Source organism: Herbaspirillum sp. 1130, assembly GCF_017833835.1.
In the GTDB taxonomy this organism is placed as follows: Bacteria; Pseudomonadota; Gammaproteobacteria; order Burkholderiales; family Burkholderiaceae_D; genus Herbaspirillum; species Herbaspirillum huttiense.
This window is the reverse complement of record NZ_JAFICQ010000005.1, coordinates 142,691-161,437: the sequence shown is the minus strand read 5'-3', so window position 1 is coordinate 161,437 and position 18,747 is coordinate 142,691. Positions and strand designations below refer to the sequence as shown.

The window sequence follows — 18,747 nt, the reverse complement described above, 5'->3', positions numbered from 1 at the left end:
GCAGCCGGCATCCCGTGCGATGCCTGCCGTCCTCTCCCGCGATGCTGTATTTCGTCTTGCGCGGCGTGGCGTGCTTCCCCGGTGCCCCGATCGCGTTCCCTGAATTGCGCCGTTCTGCTCCCTGTCCTGCGGCCCCGATGTTGTTCTTTTGGGACCGTACGGCGTGGCTATTGTAACGGCCTCGCAGGCCGCGTGCAGAGGGCGTTGCGACAAATCGCTTTCTGACAGAAATGTCAGCGAAACGCTTCTCGCGGGCTGCAAACTGAACCGGAAAAATGTCCACATGACGGCCCCGGCAGGAATAATGTCGCTATGGCACACTGCCTTTCCCTTCCGCTTTTTCTGCATCATGGAATTCCTGCGCCAGCGCATCGAAGCCAATGTACTCGCCATCAGCCGTGGCCCCGGCAGTGCCGATTTCCTGCAGCCCCCGGGCGACCCCGGCCTGTTCGGACCGGACTCGGCGGCGTGGCAGGTCCACAGCGATTTCACCGCCATGCTCACCGGCGGCGTCGCGGCACTGCTGCTGCAGATGCTGCATCCCCTGCCGCTGGCAGGCGTCTGGGACCACTCCAACTTCCAGGCCGACATGCTGGGCCGCCTGCGCCGCACCGCCCAGTTCGTGGCCGGTACCACCTTCGGCAGCCGGGCGGACGCCGAGCGGCTGATTGCCCGCGTCAAACAGATTCATCTTGGCGTCACCGGCGTGGCACCCGACGGCCGCCCTTATGCAGCCAGCGATCCGGACCTGCTCACCTGGGTCCACGTGGCCGAGGTGCATTGCTTCCTGCAAGGGTACCTGCGCTATCGCCGCCCGGATTTTCCGGCGGCGCGCCAGGATCAGTATTTCGATGAAATCGCCTGCGTGGCTGAAGCGCTTGGCGCACGCGAGGTGCCGCGTTCACGGGCGGCCATCGCCGATTACATCGCGCGCATACGCCCGCAATTGCGTTGCGACGATCGCACCCGCGCCACCTTGCAGCTGGTCTTGAATGCGCCTGCTCCCAATGCGGTAGCGCAACCCTGGACACGGCTGATGATGCGCGGTGGCGTGGACCTGCTGCCGCCGTGGGCACAGGAGATGCTGGGCGTGACGCCACGCGGACCGCTACGGCGCGAACTGCTGCGGCGCTCGGTATTGCTGGCCGCGCAGCCGATCCGCTGGGCCATGCGCAATGGCTCCATCCACCTGGCACGCCGGCGCATGGGCTTGCCGCCACAGCCTTGATGATCGCTCAGGAAAACAGACCCAGGCTGTCATCGGTGGCGATGGCCACGGCACCGGCCGCCGCTGCTACCGGTGCCAGATCGGTGGCATCGCGCTGACTGCGGCTGCCTGATGCTTCGCTGCGGCCTTCGGGGCCACTGGTGTCGCCGCTGCCATCGCGGCCGTTGTCCCAATCTCCGCTGGCACCGCCGCCATCGAACTGGCCCTGGAAGGCATCCGGATCGGAATTGCGCTCACTGACGTCGCGGAACAGGCTCACGCCCTGGCTGGACGTGGTGAAGCTGAACAGGGCGGCATTGTCTTCGTCATCGCGGCGCTGCGCGCGGCGTCGTGTCACCGGCTGTACCGCCGGCAGTTGTGCCAGCAACGCGCGCAGCTGGAGCCAGCGCGCTTCCTCCAGGCCGCTGCCGCTGTGCAGCGATTGCCGGATCAGCTGCACCAGCGCCACCAGCGCACGGGACGCGGTCAGCAATGCGCGCCGCTCCTGATCCAGACGATCCAGCTCGGCGCGCAAGGCGGCAAGCTGCCCATGGCGCTGGCGGTCGATGTGGCGGGTCAGGCGCACACGCATCAGGGCCAGCGCCTCGCGATAGGCGGGACCGGCCAGCCACGCCATCCAGCCGAACCACATGCAGCGGCGCTGATGGCGGGCGAAGCTGTCGAGGATGAGTGCATCGACGAAATCGGGCACTTCCCGCTGCAGGCGCGCCAGCGTGGAGCGCGAGATGGCGGGCAGCAATTGTTTTTCCACCAGCCGGATGCGATAGCGGCGGCGCTGGCGATCGGCGATCTCGATATCGCGCCGGATCTTCTTCAGACGCGGACTGAGTGCGCTGTCAGCCTGTTCAAGAAGCGGCAGGGCTGCGCGCAATTCGGCACGCTGGGCGTCGGTCAAGGGAGGGATGCTCATGCGGCCAGCTCCTCGCCGTCTTCGTGACGGCTGGCAAAGTAACGCGCGAAATAATCGCGCAGGCCCGGCTTGTCCATCGTCGCGGCCCATTCCAGCGGCTGGCCGGGATGGATGGCGAGGTCGTTCCAGGGGTCGTAGCCGAGGTCGGTGATGTCGTGCATGCGCAGGAAGTAGCGGCGATTGACGGCATCGCCATGCCACAGGTGGCGGATGTGGCCGGGTACCACGCCCAGGCTGCCGCGCACCTCTGCGTGGAAACGCGCGCTCCATGCGCGCAGATGCGACAGCTGGCGCGGCTCATGCTTGAGCGCATTGCGGATGCAGAAGTTGCAATCGTTGAAGATGGCATGCGCCATGAAGTGATCGGCGCTGCCGGAGATCGCACATTCATAGAGGCCGACGCGGTCGAAGATGTCGCGATGCATGGCCCAGCCATAACCGGTGTGGCCGTGCAGGTCGTAGCGTCCGGCATTGAGCGTGGCGGGATCCCTGGCCATCACGCTGGCGAAGGAATGGCAGAGGTCCGGCGTGGCCCCGGGCTGACCGTGACGATCCAGCCGTGTGCAGGTCTCGAACACCTGCACCACCCGATGCCGTTGCAGTGCCTGTACCAGATCGGCCGGCCAGCGCGGATTGTCGAACAGGATGTCGCAATCGATCCAGGCGACGAAGCGGCAGCTTGCAGGTAGCCAGGAAGCGCCGAGATTGAGCAGTCTTTCCTTTTGCCACAGCAGGGTTTCGGAGCGGATCTGGATCACGTCCAGGCTGGGCGGCAGGTCGAAGGGCGCATCGCCGAAGGCACATTCCACGGTCAGGCAGGGGACGCCGGCCTCCCGCATGCCCTGCATGAACAGTCCGTAATTGCGCCGCCGGCTGGCATAGCCGACCGGATTGAAATAGGTGGTGATGACGAACAGCTCGGACATGGCGCGGCGCTCTTGTTGTCGTTATGGCTGATAGACGCTGATGCGTCAGCCGCCTAGACCGCGCTTATTGCTGGAAAGTTCGCAGATAGGCCAGGATGTCGTCGATCTGCTTGTCGCTGCCGATGCCCCAGAAGCGCATCTTGTTGCCGGGGACGACATCGCTGGGCGCCTTGAGGAAGGCCCGCAATTTGTCTTCGGTCCAGATGAAGCCGGACGAGGCCATCGCCGGAGAATACTTGAAATCGGTGGTGGAACCGGCCTTGCGCCCGATCACGTTGGTCAGCTGCGGACCGAAGCCGGCGCGCGCCGAGGGGCCTACCGCATGACAGCTGGCGCATTTGGCGAAGGCGGCGCGGCCCGCCGCGACATCTCCCGCCCCCAGTGCGGACAACGGAGCAACAGCAATGACAAGGGCGAATGCCAGGCAATGATTCGGGCGCATGGGTCGTTCCGGCCAACGCCGGCATCAGGAATTACTGGATCACGAAATGGCTGGCTTCGAGACCGGCTTTCTGCAGGAAAGCCAGCAGCGAATCCGCCGTAGTGGTCTCGATTCTATCGCTGAAGCGCAAGGCGTTGGGATGATCGTCAAAAGCGATGTTGGCCTTGAACATGCGTCCGCCCAGGCGCGTCATCGGTCCCAGGTTCAGGGTGTCCGGCACGTAGCCCTTGAACTTCAGCCAGGCCTGCGCCTGCTCGCGCGTGGTGATCTGCGGCTCCAGCGCCATGGCGAGCATTTCGTTGACCCACTGGTTGGACTGCTGGTAGCGCGTCGCCCAGGGATAAGCCAGCATGTTGTACTGCGCTTCATGCAGGCGCGTGACCTGCGGGCGCACGAGGATCGCACGCAGGCGCTGTTGCACCTCCGGCTGCGGCACGGCCACATAGGCCTCCAGCAGGAAGGGAGAATCCATGAAGAACTGCCCCAGCCCCTGTTCATAGAGATTGCTCACGGCCGTTCCGCATTCGTTGAGCTTGTGGACCACAACCCACTGCTGGCCATCGCGATAGGCAAACGCCAGGTGCGAATAGCGTTGCCGGTACTTGCTCAGGTCTTGCCCGACACGGCCGATGATGACCACGTCTGCACCGCTGGCATTGAGCCGCGCGACGGTGCGCACGGCCATGTCCAGCTGGGCTTGCACGGCGGTGGCATCTGGGATGGCCGGTTCGCAGGACTGCCCGGCGTGCGCCGCCAGCGGTGCTGCGACGGCCAGGACCAGACCGGCAAGCAGGCATTTGATACGAAGTTGAAACAAAGCCATGGCGATCTCCCCTTGTGCCGGTCAGGACAGCTTCTCGCTCTTGAGCAGCGCCCGGCCCAGCGCATTGGGAATGATCGCCAGCACCTTGCCGGAGGCCACCAGCAGCGTGCCGGAAGCAGAGGTCACGAAGCTGACCGATTCACCGACGCCGACCGAGGCCGCGCCGCTGACATTGGCACCGACCGTGACCGAACCACGGATGCCCTCGCCCACTTTTTCCAGCACATAGACCGTACCATCGGCGGAGGCTTCCACGCCCTTGACCACGTAGCGTCCGCCTTCGGAAATGAAGGCGGCAGGCAGCATCACCGAGACCACCACCGACACGGTGGACGCATCGCTGTTGCGCGACTGGGCATGTACGGGGGCGCTCAGGAGGGCGGCGATCAAGACGCAGGAAAGCGTGAGGCGATGCAGCAGCGGGCTGTTCATGATGGACTCCTTGTTCTTTGACTGATGAGGGATGTGTGAATGACGGCTTGCTGGTCCGCCTTGGCGGGTCAGCGGGACGCACTGTAGCAATGCCCCTGCAGAACGTGGATCACCTCATCAGAAAGCGCAGTTCCTGTCGCATCCGGTATCGAAATACAATACCGGCCAAACATCGCGCGCCGCGCGCATCACAAGGAGGAAGGACATGGCCCAGGCCGAATCGCTGGTCAATGCATTGAAGAATCTGCTCAAGGCGCGCGGCATCACCTATGCGCAGCTCGCCAAGGGACTGGGCCTGAGCGAGGCCAGCGTCAAACGCATCTTCGCCGAGCGCAGCTTCACATTGGAGCGGCTGGATCAGGTCTGCACGCTGCTGGGCATCCAGATCAGCGACCTGGCGCGCATGGTGGTGGCCGAGCAGCCGGTGCCCTCGCGCCTGACGGAAGAACAGGAAAAGAAACTGGTGGCCGATCCCAGGCTGCTGCTGGTGGCCGTGCATGCCCTGCACCAGTGGACGCTGGAAGACATCCTCGCCAGCTTCGCCATGAGCAAGGCCGAATGCATCCGCCTGCTGGCGCGGCTGGACAAGCTGGGCATCCTCGACCTGCTGCCCAACAACCGCATTCGCGTGCGCGTCGCGCCGGATTTCACGTGGTTGCCGGGCGGGCCGATCCAGCAGTATTTCCGCGCGCAGTTGCGCAATGATTTCTTCAACTCCCATTTCGACAAGCCGGGCGAGAAGATGATCATGGTCAGCGGCACGCTCTCCGAGGAAAGCAATGCCACCGTGCAACGCGCCATGAACCGGCTGTCCTCCGACTTCCTCAGCGCGCATCAACAGGATCTGTCGCTACCGCTGGAACGGCGTCATGGCACGGCGCTGATCGTGGCCCTGCGGCCCTGGACACCGGCGCAATTCCGCGACCTGCGCCGTGAGGAAGGCGAATAAGACGATTACTTCGCCACCGCCACCGGCCGGCCGCCCGGCGCATGATCGCGCCGCTCGGCCAGCACACCCCACACCACCAGTGCCAGCAAGGCGATCCCGGTCAGGGCCGCAAAGGCCGCGCCATAACCGTAATGCTTGGCCACCACGCCGGCCAATGCCGGGCTCATGGCTGCACCGATGGACTGGATGGTCGTGACCGCACCCAGGCCGATGTTGATGTGGCCGCTACCCTGCAGGATGCGCGCCACCGAGCCCGGCAGGGCCACGCCCAGCAGACCCGCGCCGACGCCATCGAGCATCTGCACCGGCAACAGCGCCCAGGCCGAATCCCAGACCCCGGCCACCAGGCCGCGCAACGGCAACGCCAGCAGCGCCACGGTAATGAGCAGCCAGTAGCCCTTGCGGTCGGCGAAGCGGCCCGCAAAGAGCGCCGTGGGAATCATCACCAGTTGCGCCACGATCACGGTCAGCGCCGTATAGAGCGCCGGATCGGCATGGCCGCGCGAGACCACCGACTGGCTCAGCAAGGGCAGCATGGCTGCATTGCCCAGGTGGAACAGCATCATCGCCAGCGCCAGCAGCATCAGCGGGCGCGACCCGGCCAGCACGCGCCAGGTGGACACCTGCGGCTGGTCGGTGGCACGTTCGGGGTCGAGACCACGGGCGACATCATGGTCGATGTCCTCGGGACGGATGCGCGAGAGGCACACCAGCGACGCCACCGCCATCACCGCCATCAGCACGAACACCGCCGGCAAGCCCCAGAAGTAGCCGAGTGCACCGGCCAGCGCCGCCGAGAAGACATTGCCGCCGTGGTTCCAGGCCTCATTCTTTCCGAGCTGCGAAGGCAGGCCCTGCTGGCCGACGATGCCCAGCGTCAGGCCGGCAATGGCCGGTCCGATGATGGCGCCGACGATGCCGGTGCCGACCTGCGACACCGCCGTGATCGTGAAGCTGGGCGAGACCAGCAACAACAGCGAGCCCGCCACCACCAGCACCGAGCCGATGCCGACCACCAGCCGCTTGGCGCGTACCGCATCGGTCAGCGCCCCGGCGGGCGTAGTGGCCAGCATGCCGGCAATGCCGCCCAGCGTCATGACGTAGCCGATGTCGTCCGCGGCCCAGCCGTGACCCATCAGGAACACACCGAGGAAAGGACCGAGCCCGTCGCGCACATCGGCCAGGAAGAAGTTCAGCCTGGAGAGCCAGGCGATCGAGCCCGCTTTGGTGTTCATCCGATGGGCCCCTTGAAGATGAAGAAGGCACCCAGGCAGATGCAGCCGAAGCCGACCAGGTGATTGATGGTGAACTGCTCACCCAGGTACAGCACCGAGAAGATCGAGAACACCACCAGCGTGATGACCTCCTGCATGGTCTTCAGTTCGGCGGCGTTGTAGACCGAGTGGCCGATGCGGTTGGCAGGCACCGCGAAACAGTATTCGGCCAGGGCGATGCCCCAGCTGACCAGAATCACCAGGTACAGCGGCCGGTTCTCGAACTTGAGGTGGCCGTACCAGGCGAAGGTCATGAAGACGTTGGAGATGATCAGGAAAACAATGGGAAGGATTTTTGGCGACATGGTTCTTATTCTTTATCAGGTGGATGAAATGACACGCGGAGAATCGGGCAGACCGCCGGCCTGCCCTGCCGCAACCCCTTATCGGACGCGGCTGTACAGCGGTTGCAGGGAATCCGCGCTGGCCCCGACATCAATGGCCTCGATGGCGGTACCGAAACTGTTGCGGGTCCCCAAGCCATTGGCAGCAAACGGCGCGCCAGGTTCCAGCGGCGTGCGCAGACTGTCGGGGGCGAAGCGCACGATGCTGCCGTCATCCAGGATGACGCCATTGGCTTCGCCACGCGGGCCGGTCAGGACCATGGCGATCTTGCCGCGCACCGAGAGCTGGCGCAGTTGCGCAGCGCGCAGGTGCGGCGGCAGCGGCGGATTGGCATCGAAGGCGGGCGGGCGGTCGATCACGGTCTGGCCGTTGGCCAGATTGACGATGGCATCGGCCTTGATCACGCCGGCCGCTTCAGCCTGGCCGAAGATGCGTACCGACTGGCCCGGCTTGACCGCGTTCTGCAGCGTCTGCGACAGGTGCGGCGGGAACTTGATCACGGTGCGCTCGCCCACCATCAGGCCATCGACTTCGCCGTAGGGATTGATCAGGAAGCGGCTCACGCGGCCTTCGGTGATGGGAGCCTGGGCGGTCATGGCGGCGTCATAGGTGGCGGGCGGGACCGGAGGTGCCATCGGGCCGGCGACCGGCGCGGCACCCGGCGAAGGCGGAGCAGGCGGCAAGGCCTGGGCTTGCGCCGCCATCATCGAACCCAACAGGGCCAGGGCCGAGAGCGCGGCCAGCGAACGGGGGAGGAAGGTGGAACGGTTCATGACAACTCCTTTGAGGTGAGAGGGGTACACCCTCTTTTGCAAACCCCGTGCCTGCCACGAATCCCTTTTAAATCAATGACTTGCGAACTTCCCCTCAGGCACATGTGTCCGTTCCCGTGACACCTTGGCGTCCGCTGCCGGACACTGTCCGCGCCGCCATCACATGTCTTCGCCCAGCACCGCCTGTCCCTGGCTGCTCAACAACTGGCCGAAGCGCTCGCCTATCCATTGCGCGGTACTCCCCAGCGGGCGGCCCGGCAGCCACAGCATCTGCACCGACAGCAGCGGCAGGGCCAGCGCCGGACAGCGCAGCGGCACCAGTGCCTTGGCATGATCGAAATATTCGGCGACGTTGACCGGCAGGATGGCCCAGCCCAGGTTGTCGGCCACCATCTCGGCGATGCTGTAGTGATTGTCGGAGCGCCACAGCTTGGGGCTATAGACCGGTTCTTCGACGCCATCGGCCTGCAGGATCAGTTGCCGGTATTGCGCCAGGTCGGTCTTGCGCAGGCGTTCGCGTGCGGCCAGCGGATGGCGCGGCGAGACGAAGATGCCTTGCGCCACCGAGCCGATGTGGCGCTGGTCGAAGCCGCTGGCCACGCGTCCCCGGTCGAAGTGAAAGCCGATGTCGGCGCGGCGCTGCTGCACGGCTGCCACCACTTCGGCCGGGGTGCCATCGAGCAAGGTCAGTTCCAGCGCCGGCGCGCGCGCCGACAATTCCCGCAGCAGCACGCGCAGGGCGGCATAGGGCAAGGCCTCGTCCAGCACCATGGTCAGGCTGGCTTCATCGCCCAGCGAAAAGGACCGGGCCCGTTCGTCCAGCGCATCGGCCTGGCGCAGCACCTCGCGCGCTTCCTGCAGCATGGCCGCGCCGACCTCGGTGAGGCCGGCCTTGTGGGCCGAACGGTCAAAGAGCGTGACGCCGAGATCGACTTCCAGCAGCGCGATGGCCGTACTGACGGCTGATTGGGCCCGGCCCAGGTGGCGTGCGGCGGCGCTGATGGAGCCCTGTTCGGCTGCAGCGACGAACTGGCGCAGTTGATCGAGATTCCATTGCATGTGGCACTCCATCTGAATTATCGATAGATATTATCTTTGTCGATCTGCCCTGACGGTGGATCATACTGGTTTTCCCACAAGGAGATTCCATGCAGAAATCACATGACCTCACCCGGACCGTGCGCCTGCGTCCGCTGGAGCGCGAAGACCTGCGCTTCGTCCATCACCTGAACAACAATGCGACGGTGATGCGCTACTGGTTCGAAGAACCTTATGAAACCTTCGCCGAACTCTCGGCCCTGTTCGAGGCGCACATCCACGAGCAGAACGAGCGCCGCTTCATCGTCGATGCCGATGGCGACAGCAGCGGCCTGGTGGAACTGGTGGAAATCAACACCGTCCACCGCAGTGCCGAATTCCAGATCATCATCGCGCCCGCCTCCCAGGGGCGCGGGCTGGCGGTGCAAGCCACGCGGCTCGCGCTGGACTATGGCTTTTCAGTGCTGAACCTGCACAAGATCTACCTCATCGTCGACCGCGAAAACGAGAAGGCCGTGCATGTCTACGCCAAGGCCGGCTTCCGGCAGGAGGGTGTGCTGAAGGAGGAATTCTTCATGAACGGCCAGTACCGCGACGTGATCCGCATGGGCATCTTCCAGCGCGATCACCTGGCCCGCATGCAGGCCGAACCGGCGCAGGAACACGCCGCACCCGCCACCGTGGAGACGGCGGTGCATTGAACCGCGCTCACGGAACGCACTGAACGCTCTGATTGCGTCGAATTGATTTATCCACAGGAGAATCCAGCATGTCCGCTTACCTGACCCTGGCGGTGGCCATCGTGGCCGAGGTGATTGCCACCACCGCCCTCAAATCCTCACAGGGATTCACACGACTGTTGCCGGGCATCATCGTGGTGCTGGGCTATGGGGTGTCCTTCTATTGCCTGTCGCTGACCCTGCGCACCATGCCGACCAGCGTGGCCTATGCCATCTGGTCGGGCGTGGGGCTGGTGCTCATCACGCTGGCCGCCTGGCTGATCCATCAGCAGCGGCTGGACTGGCCGGCCGTGGCCGGCATCGCGCTCATCGTCGCCGGCGTGATGGTGATCAACCTGTTCTCGTCCAGCGCGGCGCACTAGCGCACCTCAGCACATATCAAGCGCGCACTTCGCGCCGCATCGATTGCGGTGCCACCCCAAAGCCACGCAGGAAGACTTCGCGCATGTGGCGGCGATCCCGGAAACCGGTCTCGCGCGCCACCACCTCCAGCGGATGGCGGCTTTGCTCGATCATCAGCCGCGCCGCTTCCAGCCGCAGGCCCTCGATGGCCTTGGCCGGGGATTGCCCGGTCTCGGCCGTGAACACGCGGGTGAACTGGCGCGCACTCAGGTTGGCCTGCTCGGCCAGTTCCTCCACCGTCAGCGCGCGCTTGAGATGGCGGCGCGCATAGTTCAGCGCATCCTGGATGCGATCCGTCTTGGGGGCCAGCGCCAGCATTTCCGAATGCTGCGACTGGCCACCGGCGCGATGCTGGTGCATTACCAGCTTGTGCGCCACGCTGCGCGCCACTTCCTCGCCCAGGTCCTTGCCGACCATGGCCAGCGCCAGGTCCAGCCCGGCAGTCATGCCGGCCGAGGTCCACAGCGGGCCATCGACGATGTAGATGCGATCGTCTTCGATCTGGATGTCGGGAAAGCGCGCACGCATCGCCGCAGCAAACGCCCAGTGCGTGGTGGCGCGGCGGCGTGCCAGCAGCCCCGACTCGGCCAGTACGAAACCGCCGGTACAGATGCCGGCGATGCGCCTGGCCTTCTTTGCCGCCCGTTGCAGGAAGGCGCGCTCCTCCTGGCTCGCCGGCGACTCAAGCGGATTGCCCACCCCGCACACCACCCAGGTATCGATGGTGGCCGTGGCAGCCGCCCTGGTGGTGCTCACGCGCATGCCCAGGGACGACGTGATCTCGCCACCCGCGACCGAATAGTTGTGCATGCGGTAGAAGTCGTGGCCCACGACCTTGTTGGCATATTCAAAGACCGACTGGGTGGCCAGGCCCATGACCTGGAAACCTTCGGTGAGCAGGTAGCCGATGTGGTGCATGTCCGGACTCCGTGATGATGTCTCAAAACACTACCATATACGTCATTCAGGAAGTCCGCAAGCGGCCTAAGATGCACTCCATCGACAACCCACACCGAAGGAGAACAGCATGAACCAGCCGCACACCCAAGTCCGTCGTGGTACCGCCCTCGTCACCGGTGCCTCATCCGGCATCGGTGCCATCTACGCCGACCGTCTGGCCCGCCTGGGCTACGACCTGATCCTGGTGGCCCGCAACCGCGACCGCCTCAATACCCTGGCCGCGCGCATCACCACCGAAACCGCCCGTAACGTCGAAGTGCTGGAAGCCGATCTTGGCCAGGCTGCATCGCTGGCCCAGGTGGAAGAAAAGCTGCGCAGCGATGCCAGCATCACCCTGCTGGTCAACAACGCCGGCATCGGTACCCACACGCCGCTGCTGCAAAGCAAGGTCGAGCACATGACCGACATGATCGCGCTCAACGTCACCGCACCGACCCGCCTGACCTATGCCGCCGTGCCCGGTTTCGTGGCCCGTGGCCGGGGCGCGGTGATCAACATCTCCTCCATCGTGGCCGTGGCGCCGGAAGTGCTCAATGGCGTCTATTGCGGCAGCAAGGCCTTCGTGCTGGCCTTCTCGCAATCACTGCATCATGAACTGGCTACCCAGGGCGTGCAGGTCCAGGCCGTGCTGCCGGGTGCCACCGCCACCGAGTTCTGGGCCATCGGCGGCCTGCCGGTGGAACACCTGGACCCGGCCATCGTGATGTCGGCCGAGCAGATGGTGGATGCGGCGCTGGTCGGCTTCCAGCGCGGCGAGCTGGTCACCATCCCCTCGCTGCATGACGAAACGGCCTGGACCCGTTTCGACAGCGCACGCCAGCAGATGGCAACCCAGCTCTCTGCCAATACCCCGGCACCACGCTATGCCGGTAGCGATCTCCACTGAGCAGCCCCCAAGGCCCCCGGTTCCTGCCTTTTTCGCCCTGATATGAAGCTTGCCGCCACGGCCCCCTGCGGGCAGGTGTGGGCGGCCTCACTCTACTGACCTAGTGAAGGAAAATCATGAAACTCACCGACAACACCCTCTTCATCACCGGTGGCACCTCCGGCATTGGCCGCGCACTGGCCGAAGCCTTCCACCGGCTGGGCAACCAGGTCATCATCGGCGGCCGCCGCAAGGCCCTGCTCGATGAAGTGACCGCCGCCAATCCCGGCATGCAGGCCATCGAGTTCGACGTCTCCAGCCTGGCCAGCATCGAGTCCGCCGCCGCCACGCTCAAGGCGCGCTTCCCCACGCTGAACGTGCTGATCAACAATGCCGGCATCATGCCCTTCGACGACGCCGGCGGCACCATCGACGACCAGGTCAGCCGCAGCATCCTCGACACCAACCTGCTCGGCCCGATCCGCCTGACGTCGGCCCTGATCGACCTGCTCAAGGCCCAGCCGCGCGCCACCATCATCCACAACACCTCGGTGCTGGCCTATGTACCGCTGGCGGTGACCGCCGTCTATTCGGCCAGCAAGGCGGCGCTGCATTCGTATGCGATGTCGCAGCGCTTCATGCTGCGCGACACCTCGGTGCGGGTGCAGGAGATCGCCCCGCCCTGGGTCGATACCGACCTGGTCAAGAAGAGCGGCGACCCGCGCGCCATGCCGCTGGAAGCCTTCATCGCCGAAACCATGGCCAAGCTGGCCGGCGATGAGGAAGAGATCATCGTCGAGTCCGTCAAGCCGCTGCGTGACAACCCCGGTGCCAATGAACACGCGCTGGTCAACGGCTTCAATGCGGCGCTGATCGCCAATCCGATTCCGGTCTGATCGTCTTGCGGTGCGCTGTCATGCAGCGCACCGCACCGTAGCCATCGTCGAGGACAGCATGACATCCACTCCCCTGGAGCCTGCGCCGGCTCCCTCTGCATCGCCTTCGCCGTCGGGCTCGCTGCTCACGGCGGGCTTCCTGGCCCTGGGCACCTTCGCCATCGGCACCGAAGGCTTCATGATCGCGCCCCTGCTGCCGCGCATGGCGGCCGATTTCGGCATGAGCGTGTCGACCGTGGCCAGCCTGGTGATCGTCTTCACGCTGGTGCTGGCGATCAGTTCACCCATCGCCACCGTCCTGTCGGCGCACATCAACCGCCGCCGCGTGCTGATGGGTGCAATGGGCGTCTTCACGGCGGCCAATCTGGTGGCGGCCTTCTCCAGCGGCTTTGGCGGTCTGCTGGCATCGCGCCTGCTGATGGCCGTGGCCGCCGGGCTCTACACACCCAATGCCAGTGCCCTGGCCGGGGCCATCGTCAAACCCGAACAGCGCGGACGGGCGCTGGCCATCGTCAGCGGCGGCATGACCATTGCCATCGCGCTGGGACTGCCACTGGGGTCGGTAGTCGGACATGCCTTTGGCTGGCGCGCCACGTTCGGGGCCGTGGCCGTGATGGGCGAGGTGGCGGTGGCCGGCATTTGGCTGGGGGTCGGGCGCGATGCCGGCGGGCAGATGCGGGTGGCCGGGCTGCGCGAGCGGCTGGCCGTGGTCGGGCAGCCGCTGATCCGGCGTCTGCTCGGGGTGACGCTGTTCTGGTCGGTCGGCGCGTATGCGGCCTATCCCTATGTGGCACCGTATCTGGCGCACACCCTGTCCTTCGCTGATCGCGGCATCGGCCTGACGGTCAGCCTGTGGGGCGCTGCGGCCGCCGCAGGCGTGACCGTGGGCGGCCATCTCAATGATCGCTTCGGCTCGCCGCGCGTGGTCAGGCTGTCGCTGCTGCTGCTGATGCTGGCCTTCTGGAGCTTGAGTGCGGCCACGCTGCTGTCGCCCCGGGCGGCACTGATCCCGGTGCTGGTAGCGGTGGTGGTTTGGGGCTTTGCGGTATGGGCCTTCTTCCCGGCGCAGATGGCACGGCTCATCGCCTCAGGCGCAGCGGCGCAGGCACCGGTGGCCTTGTCGCTCAACACCTCGACCATGTATCTCGGCTTTTCATTGGGCAGCGCGGCGGGCGCGGGCATTCTGGCACAGGGATGGATGGCTGGCATCGGCCTGTTCGCCGGCACCTGCGCACTGGCGGGCCTGCTGCTGGAGCAGCGCCTGCACCGGACCTAAGCGACTGCGCCGCCCTGCTCTTCCAGCTTGCGATACAACTGCTGCCGCGAAATGCCCAGCCGGCGGGCGGCTTCGGCACGATTGCCGTTGGCCGCTGCCAGCGCGCGCTGCAGCATCACGCGTTCGACCTGCGCTATGGCCACGGCCAGCTCGCCGTCCCAATCGATGGCGACGTCGCTGGCATTTTCCGTGACGCTGCGGTCGGCCAGGGCGATGTCTTCCGGTTCGATGCAGGCACCATGGCTCATCACCGCCGCGCGTTCCATGGTATTGCGCAACTCGCGCACATTGCCCGGCCAGGCGTGCTGCAACAGGTGACGCGCGGCGGCAGGACTGATGCGCTTGGGGGCATCGCCGCCCTGCTGGCGCAGGAAGTGTTCGGCAATGGCGAGGATATCGCCGGGACGCTCGCGCAGCGGCGGCACCTTGATCGGCAAGACCTGCAGGCGATACCAGAGATCTTCGCGGAAACGTCCCTCGCTGATTTCCTGCGGCAGGTCGCGGTGCGTGGCGGCGATCACCCGCACGTCCACCTTGACCGCCTGCTGGCCGCCGACCGGCGTCAGTTCGCGTTCCTGCAGGACACGCAGGATCTTGGCCTGGGTCGGCAGGGCCATGTCGCCGATCTCATCCAGGAACAGGGTCCCGCCATGGGCCTCCTGGAAACGTCCCAGACGCGCGGCGGTGGCCCCGCTGAACGCGCCCTTGACGTGGCCGAACAGTTCGCTCTCGATCAGCTCCGCCGGAATGGCCGCGCAATTGATGGCCACGAAGGGACGTGCGGCACGCAAGCCATTGCGATGCAGGGCACGCGCCACCAGCTCCTTGCCGGTGCCGGTCTCGCCCAGGATCAGCACGGTGGCGTCGCTGGTGGCAGCGCGCCCGATCTGCTTGAAGACCTGGCGCATGGCTTCGCTGTCGCCGACCAGGGCATTGCGCTCGTCACCGGTTGCGCTCTGCGTGACGCTGGCGTCTTCGGTTGCGGCCGGGCTCTGGCGCAGTGCGCGCTCCAGCGTTTCCACCAGAGCCGCGCGCGGCACCGGCTTGGTCAGGTGATCGAAGGCCCCCAGGCGGATGGCTTCGATGGTGTTGTCGCCGCTGGCGTAGGCGGTCAGCATGATGCAGGGGATGGCGGCGATGGCCGGGGCGCGCTGCAGGAAGACCAGGCCGTCTTCCTCGGGCATGCGCAGATCGACGATGGCGGCATCGACCGCATGCGCGGCCAGCAGGGTCAGGCCGGCAGCCGTACTGCCGGCTTCAAGGACTTCGTGGCCGAGGTCGCCGACGGTCTCGGCCAGGCTGCCGCGAAAGGCAGCATCGTCATCGACGATCAGGATGCGCGCCATGGCAACTCCATTTCAAAACGGGCACCGCGTTCGCTCGCGGCCAGGTGGATGACGCCGCCATGCGCATGCACGATCTCGCGCACCAGCACCAGGCCCAGGCCGGTGCCGCCAGTACGCTGGCTGACGAAGGGGTCGAACAGACTATCACGCAATTCCGCCGGCACGCCCGGACCATCATCGGCCACCCACAGCAGCAGCCGCCCGTCCTCGCGCAAGCGCGCACCCAATGCGATGTGGCCGCCTGCGGTGCAATGCGCCAGGGCGTTGAGCAGCAGGTTGTCCACCGCGCGCGCCATCTGCACCGGGTCCAGTGCGCTGGTGGCAAGACTGCCGCCAAAGCTGGCGGCATCGATGGCCGAGGCCAAGCGCACCTGCTGGCGCTCGGCCAGTTCGGCATGGGCCTGGCAGCGGGCCTCGATCCAGCTGGCCAGATCGACGGCCTGGCGCTGCACCTGGAACGGTTGCGCCAGTGCCAGCAGGCTGGCCACCAGCGTATCGAGCCGCTCGGTCTGGCTGACCACCATTTCCAGCGCGCCGGTCACGCGCGTCTCGCGCACCTGCGCGGGGGCGGCCAGGGCATTCTCGGCTTTCATGCGCATGGCCCCGATGGGATTGCGGATTTCATGGGCCATGCCGGCCGCCACCCGGCCCAGCGTGGCCAGCCGTTCGGCGTGGGCCAGCTGGCTGGCCAGGCGTTCGGACTGGCTGCGCCAGCGCGTGAGCGTGGCCCCCAGCCACACCCCGCTGATGATGACGAAGGCCAGCAGCAAGGCGCTGGCCACCAGCAACTGATTGAGCACGCTGGCGCTCATCACCGGCACGCGCTTGAGGCTCCACGCCGCCAGCGCCACCTTGCCCAGCGGCACCGGGCAGGCGGCGAACACCACCGCCTCGCGCAAGCCGGGCCGCACGTCGGTGACGGTCGTGCCGCCATCGAGGGCGCGCTGCGCAGTCGAGACGATGCGTTCCATTTCCGCTCCCGGCGGATCACGTTTGATTCCGCTACCGTCATAGGTCGGGAAGGCATAGGCCACGACGTCGCGCTGGGGATGCCAGAAACCGCCCTCCACCCCGGCCTGATCGCGCAGGGACAAGTCGATCACCGCCTGCATGATGGAGCTGCCGGGCAGGCCATCGCCATCGGCCGCAGTGCGGGACGCGCCGCTGCCGGAAGAGAGCGCATGGGCCAGGCCCGCGCTCATGGAGGCGCAGCTGACGGCGGCCTGGCCGGTGGCCTGGCTGATCTGCGAAGACGCGCCCTGGCGGCTCAGCTGCAGCAGCAGGAAGGCGAGAATGAGAGCGATCAGGGCGATGAAGGCCCACAGGATGACGAGGTCGCGCTTGATGGTGTTCTTGATGTTCAGGGAGCCTCCGGTGCGGCACAGATTCGGTTGACGACGCTCGCATTTGAACACGAAGCGGGCCACGCATTCTGCGATCAGACCGGCAGGGCTGCGCGGCGGTTCATCTTTTGTTGCAAGACAATCACGTTGCCGGCGATCAAGATGGAAGCGCTTTTTGCTTTATGCGTTAATTGCGCCTGGGGATTCGTGGGGGAACAAAAATCAAGCAGTTGAAGAAATACCTGGTCGTCGTATTGGGTATCGCCATGCTGATGGTGGTGGCCATGTGCGCCAGTACGCTTTATCAGAGCTATCGCCAGACTCGTCTTTCGGCGGTGGCCAACGCCGGCAACGTGACGCTGATCTCCCAGCGCGCCATTTCGCGCAACCTGGAGGTGCTGTCGCTGTCGCTGGATACGCTGGCCTACCGCTACCAGCATCCGCTGGGCGCACGCCGGCTGGAAGAGGCGCAGCGCTATGCCTATCTGTTCGGCAGCGCCGCCAGCGTCAGCCATATCGCAGTGATGGCCGTGATCGGCCCCAGAGGCGAGGTGCTGGCCAGTTCTCGCCGCCGCCCGGGCGAACCCGCTCCCAACTATGGCGACCGTGCCTATTTCACCGCGCACCGCGATGCGGACAATGTCGGCCTGTACGTCTCGCGGCCTATCCAGGCCAGCCTGGGCAATGAGCTGCAGGTGGTGGTGCTGTCCAAGCGGCTGTTCAATGACGATGGCAGCTTTGGCGGTGTCGTCGTGATGGCGCTGGACCTGGCCTATTTCCGCGATCTGTTCGAGGGGCTGTCGCTGGGTGCCGATGGCGTCATCTCGCTGTATTCGGATGATGGTGTGGCCTACATGCGGGTGCCGTACCGGGACGACATCATCGGCCGCGATCTCAGTGGCAGTGCCAATTTTCAGCGCATCAAGAGTTCTCTCCAGCATGAGGAAGGCAGTTTCTTCGCGCGCGCCAACAGTGATGGCGTGGAGCGGCTCTATACCTTCCGGCGCATTCCCGACTCGCCGCTGATCGTCTTTGTCGGCTATTCGCAGGAGGCGATTTTCAAGAGCTGGCGCAAGACGCTCTATGCGGTGATCCTCTCGCTGTTCATCTTCACGCTGCTGCTGGCCTATCTGCTTTCGCACGTACGCCACGAGTTGCGCCGCCGCGTGAGCATCGAACGGCGGCTGGAAGAACTGGCCCTCACCGACGGCCTGACCGGCCTGCTCAACCGGCGCGCACTGGACGACGCCTTGCAGGCCACCTGGGAGCGCTGCCGGCGCAATCTCAATTCCACCTTCTCGGTGCTGTTCATCGATGTGGACTACTTCAAGCTCTACAACGACAGCTATGGCCACAAGCTGGGCGATGAGGTGCTGCGCGAAGTGGCGCAGGCCATCAACGAAAACCTGCCGCGCAATACTGACTGCGCCGGCCGTTACGGCGGCGAGGAATTCGTGGTGCTGCTGGAGCTGACCGAGGAACAGGGCGCGCTCCTGATGGCCCAGCGCCTGTGCGATGCGGTCTACAGCCGGCTGATCGTGCATGCCACCAGTCCCCTGCGCGTGGTCACCATCAGCGTGGGCGTGGCCACCTTGCAGCGCGGCCACCACCGCCGCGTGGAGGACGTGCTCAATGCCGCCGATGCCGCCCTGTACCGGGCCAAGCGGGATGGGAGAAATGCGGTGAGGGTCAGCGGGGTGGAGTGAGGCAAGCCGGACCCGGCTCAAACCAAAAAGGGCACCACTTCCATGGTGCCCTTCGTTCATCCGACGCGGCAGT

At 65.6% G+C, this 18,747-nt stretch carries 20 protein-coding genes; 8 read left to right on the top strand and 12 right to left on the bottom strand.

The genetic code is table 11. The features are described 5' to 3' along the window. Positions 1-349: 349 nt before the first annotated feature. Entirely contained in the window at positions 350-1,228 is an 879-nt protein-coding gene (locus tag JOD78_RS22200; RefSeq protein WP_209569632.1) for an oxygenase MpaB family protein, read from the top strand. 7 nt (positions 1,229-1,235) lie between these two features. Here the strand turns inward: JOD78_RS22200 and JOD78_RS22195 are convergent, their stop codons facing one another. The 5 genes from JOD78_RS22195 to JOD78_RS22175 form a co-directional block, all read right to left on the bottom strand. Next, positions 1,236-2,138 (bottom strand): hypothetical protein, encoded by a 903-nt coding sequence (locus tag JOD78_RS22195; RefSeq protein WP_209569518.1) that lies wholly within the window; start codon positions 2,136-2,138, stop codon positions 1,236-1,238. Continuing rightward, positions 2,135-3,064, bottom strand: coding sequence for a hypothetical protein (locus JOD78_RS22190; protein WP_209569520.1), 930 nt, complete (start codon positions 3,062-3,064; stop codon positions 2,135-2,137). Before JOD78_RS22190 ends, JOD78_RS22195 begins: the two co-directional genes overlap by 4 nt. Before the next feature lie 64 nt (positions 3,065-3,128). Next, a complete protein-coding gene (locus JOD78_RS22185; protein WP_209569521.1) occupies positions 3,129-3,506 on the bottom strand; it encodes a cytochrome c family protein in 378 nt (125 codons plus the stop codon). 31 nt (positions 3,507-3,537) lie between these two features. Then, positions 3,538-4,329 carry a DUF2145 domain-containing protein gene (locus tag JOD78_RS22180; RefSeq protein WP_134134171.1) on the bottom strand — a complete coding sequence of 264 codons (792 nt, stop codon included), beginning with the start codon at positions 4,327-4,329 and terminating at the stop codon, positions 3,538-3,540. A 21-nt stretch (positions 4,330-4,350) separates the two neighbouring features. Next, a complete protein-coding gene (locus tag JOD78_RS22175) occupies positions 4,351-4,761 on the bottom strand; it encodes a hypothetical protein (RefSeq protein ID WP_209569522.1) in 411 nt (136 codons plus the stop codon). 205 nt (positions 4,762-4,966) lie between these two features. Between JOD78_RS22175 and JOD78_RS22170 the strand changes: the two genes are divergently transcribed. Continuing rightward, positions 4,967-5,710: a helix-turn-helix transcriptional regulator gene (locus JOD78_RS22170; RefSeq protein WP_209569523.1), complete on the top strand. Its 744-nt coding sequence runs from the start codon at positions 4,967-4,969 to the stop codon at positions 5,708-5,710. A 5-nt stretch (positions 5,711-5,715) separates the two neighbouring features. On the opposite strand, the gene JOD78_RS22165 is transcribed toward JOD78_RS22170, so the two are convergent. The 4 genes from JOD78_RS22165 to JOD78_RS22150 all read right to left on the bottom strand — a co-directional run bounded on the left by JOD78_RS22165 (position 5,716) and on the right by JOD78_RS22150 (position 9,161). Then, on the bottom strand, positions 5,716-6,945 hold the full coding sequence (locus JOD78_RS22165; RefSeq protein WP_209569524.1) for an MFS transporter: 1,230 nt from the start codon (positions 6,943-6,945) through the stop codon (positions 5,716-5,718). Further along, a complete protein-coding gene (locus JOD78_RS22160) occupies positions 6,942-7,289 on the bottom strand; it encodes a DMT family protein (protein ID WP_034335429.1) in 348 nt (115 codons plus the stop codon). The genes JOD78_RS22165 and JOD78_RS22160 overlap by 4 nt, the downstream gene beginning before the upstream one ends. 78 nt (positions 7,290-7,367) lie before the next feature. Then, complete coding sequence (locus JOD78_RS22155; RefSeq protein WP_209569525.1) at positions 7,368-8,102, bottom strand: hypothetical protein; 735 nt, start codon at positions 8,100-8,102, stop codon at positions 7,368-7,370. 159 nt (positions 8,103-8,261) lie between these two features. Beyond that, positions 8,262-9,161 (bottom strand): LysR family transcriptional regulator, encoded by a 900-nt coding sequence (locus JOD78_RS22150; RefSeq protein WP_121041195.1) that lies wholly within the window; start codon positions 9,159-9,161, stop codon positions 8,262-8,264. Positions 9,162-9,250: 89 nt separating this feature from the next. Between JOD78_RS22150 and speG the strand changes: the two genes are divergently transcribed. Both speG and JOD78_RS22140 read left to right on the top strand, forming a co-directional pair. Then, positions 9,251-9,841: a spermidine N1-acetyltransferase gene (speG, locus tag JOD78_RS22145; RefSeq protein WP_204726792.1), complete on the top strand. Its 591-nt coding sequence runs from the start codon at positions 9,251-9,253 to the stop codon at positions 9,839-9,841. Positions 9,842-9,909: 68 nt separating this feature from the next. After that, entirely contained in the window at positions 9,910-10,242 is a 333-nt protein-coding gene (locus JOD78_RS22140; RefSeq protein ID WP_121041199.1) for an SMR family transporter, read from the top strand. Positions 10,243-10,258: 16 nt separating this feature from the next. Here the strand turns inward: JOD78_RS22140 and JOD78_RS22135 are convergent, their stop codons facing one another. Continuing rightward, positions 10,259-11,200: a GlxA family transcriptional regulator gene (locus tag JOD78_RS22135; protein ID WP_039783025.1), complete on the bottom strand. Its 942-nt coding sequence runs from the start codon at positions 11,198-11,200 to the stop codon at positions 10,259-10,261. 109 nt (positions 11,201-11,309) lie between these two features. Here JOD78_RS22135 and JOD78_RS22130 point away from each other — a divergent pair, with 109 nt between their 5' ends. From JOD78_RS22130 to JOD78_RS22120, 3 genes are all read left to right on the top strand, one after another. Next, complete coding sequence (locus JOD78_RS22130) at positions 11,310-12,128, top strand: SDR family oxidoreductase (RefSeq protein WP_209569526.1); 819 nt, start codon at positions 11,310-11,312, stop codon at positions 12,126-12,128. Between the two features lie 116 nt (positions 12,129-12,244). Continuing rightward, complete coding sequence (locus JOD78_RS22125; RefSeq protein ID WP_134134176.1) at positions 12,245-13,003, top strand: SDR family NAD(P)-dependent oxidoreductase; 759 nt, start codon at positions 12,245-12,247, stop codon at positions 13,001-13,003. 58 nt (positions 13,004-13,061) lie between these two features. Next, the gene (locus JOD78_RS22120) at positions 13,062-14,279 is read left to right on the top strand and encodes an MFS transporter (protein WP_209569527.1); all 1,218 of its coding nucleotides are present in this window, start codon (positions 13,062-13,064) and stop codon (positions 14,277-14,279) included. Here the strand turns inward: JOD78_RS22120 and JOD78_RS22115 are convergent. Both JOD78_RS22115 and JOD78_RS22110 read right to left on the bottom strand, forming a co-directional pair. Then, a complete protein-coding gene (locus JOD78_RS22115) occupies positions 14,276-15,625 on the bottom strand; it encodes a sigma-54 dependent transcriptional regulator (protein WP_209569529.1) in 1,350 nt (449 codons plus the stop codon). The two genes, JOD78_RS22120 and JOD78_RS22115, sit on opposite strands and share 4 nt — an antisense overlap. Beyond that, positions 15,610-17,052, bottom strand: a complete 1,443-nt coding sequence (locus JOD78_RS22110) for an ATP-binding protein (protein WP_348534278.1) — start codon at positions 17,050-17,052, stop codon at positions 15,610-15,612. Before JOD78_RS22110 ends, JOD78_RS22115 begins: the two co-directional genes overlap by 16 nt. A 107-nt stretch (positions 17,053-17,159) precedes the next feature. Between JOD78_RS22110 and JOD78_RS22105 the strand changes: the two genes are divergently transcribed. Next, on the top strand, positions 17,160-18,674 hold the full coding sequence (locus tag JOD78_RS22105; RefSeq protein ID WP_209569531.1) for a sensor domain-containing diguanylate cyclase: 1,515 nt from the start codon (positions 17,160-17,162) through the stop codon (positions 18,672-18,674). Positions 18,675-18,747: the final 73 nt, after the last annotated feature.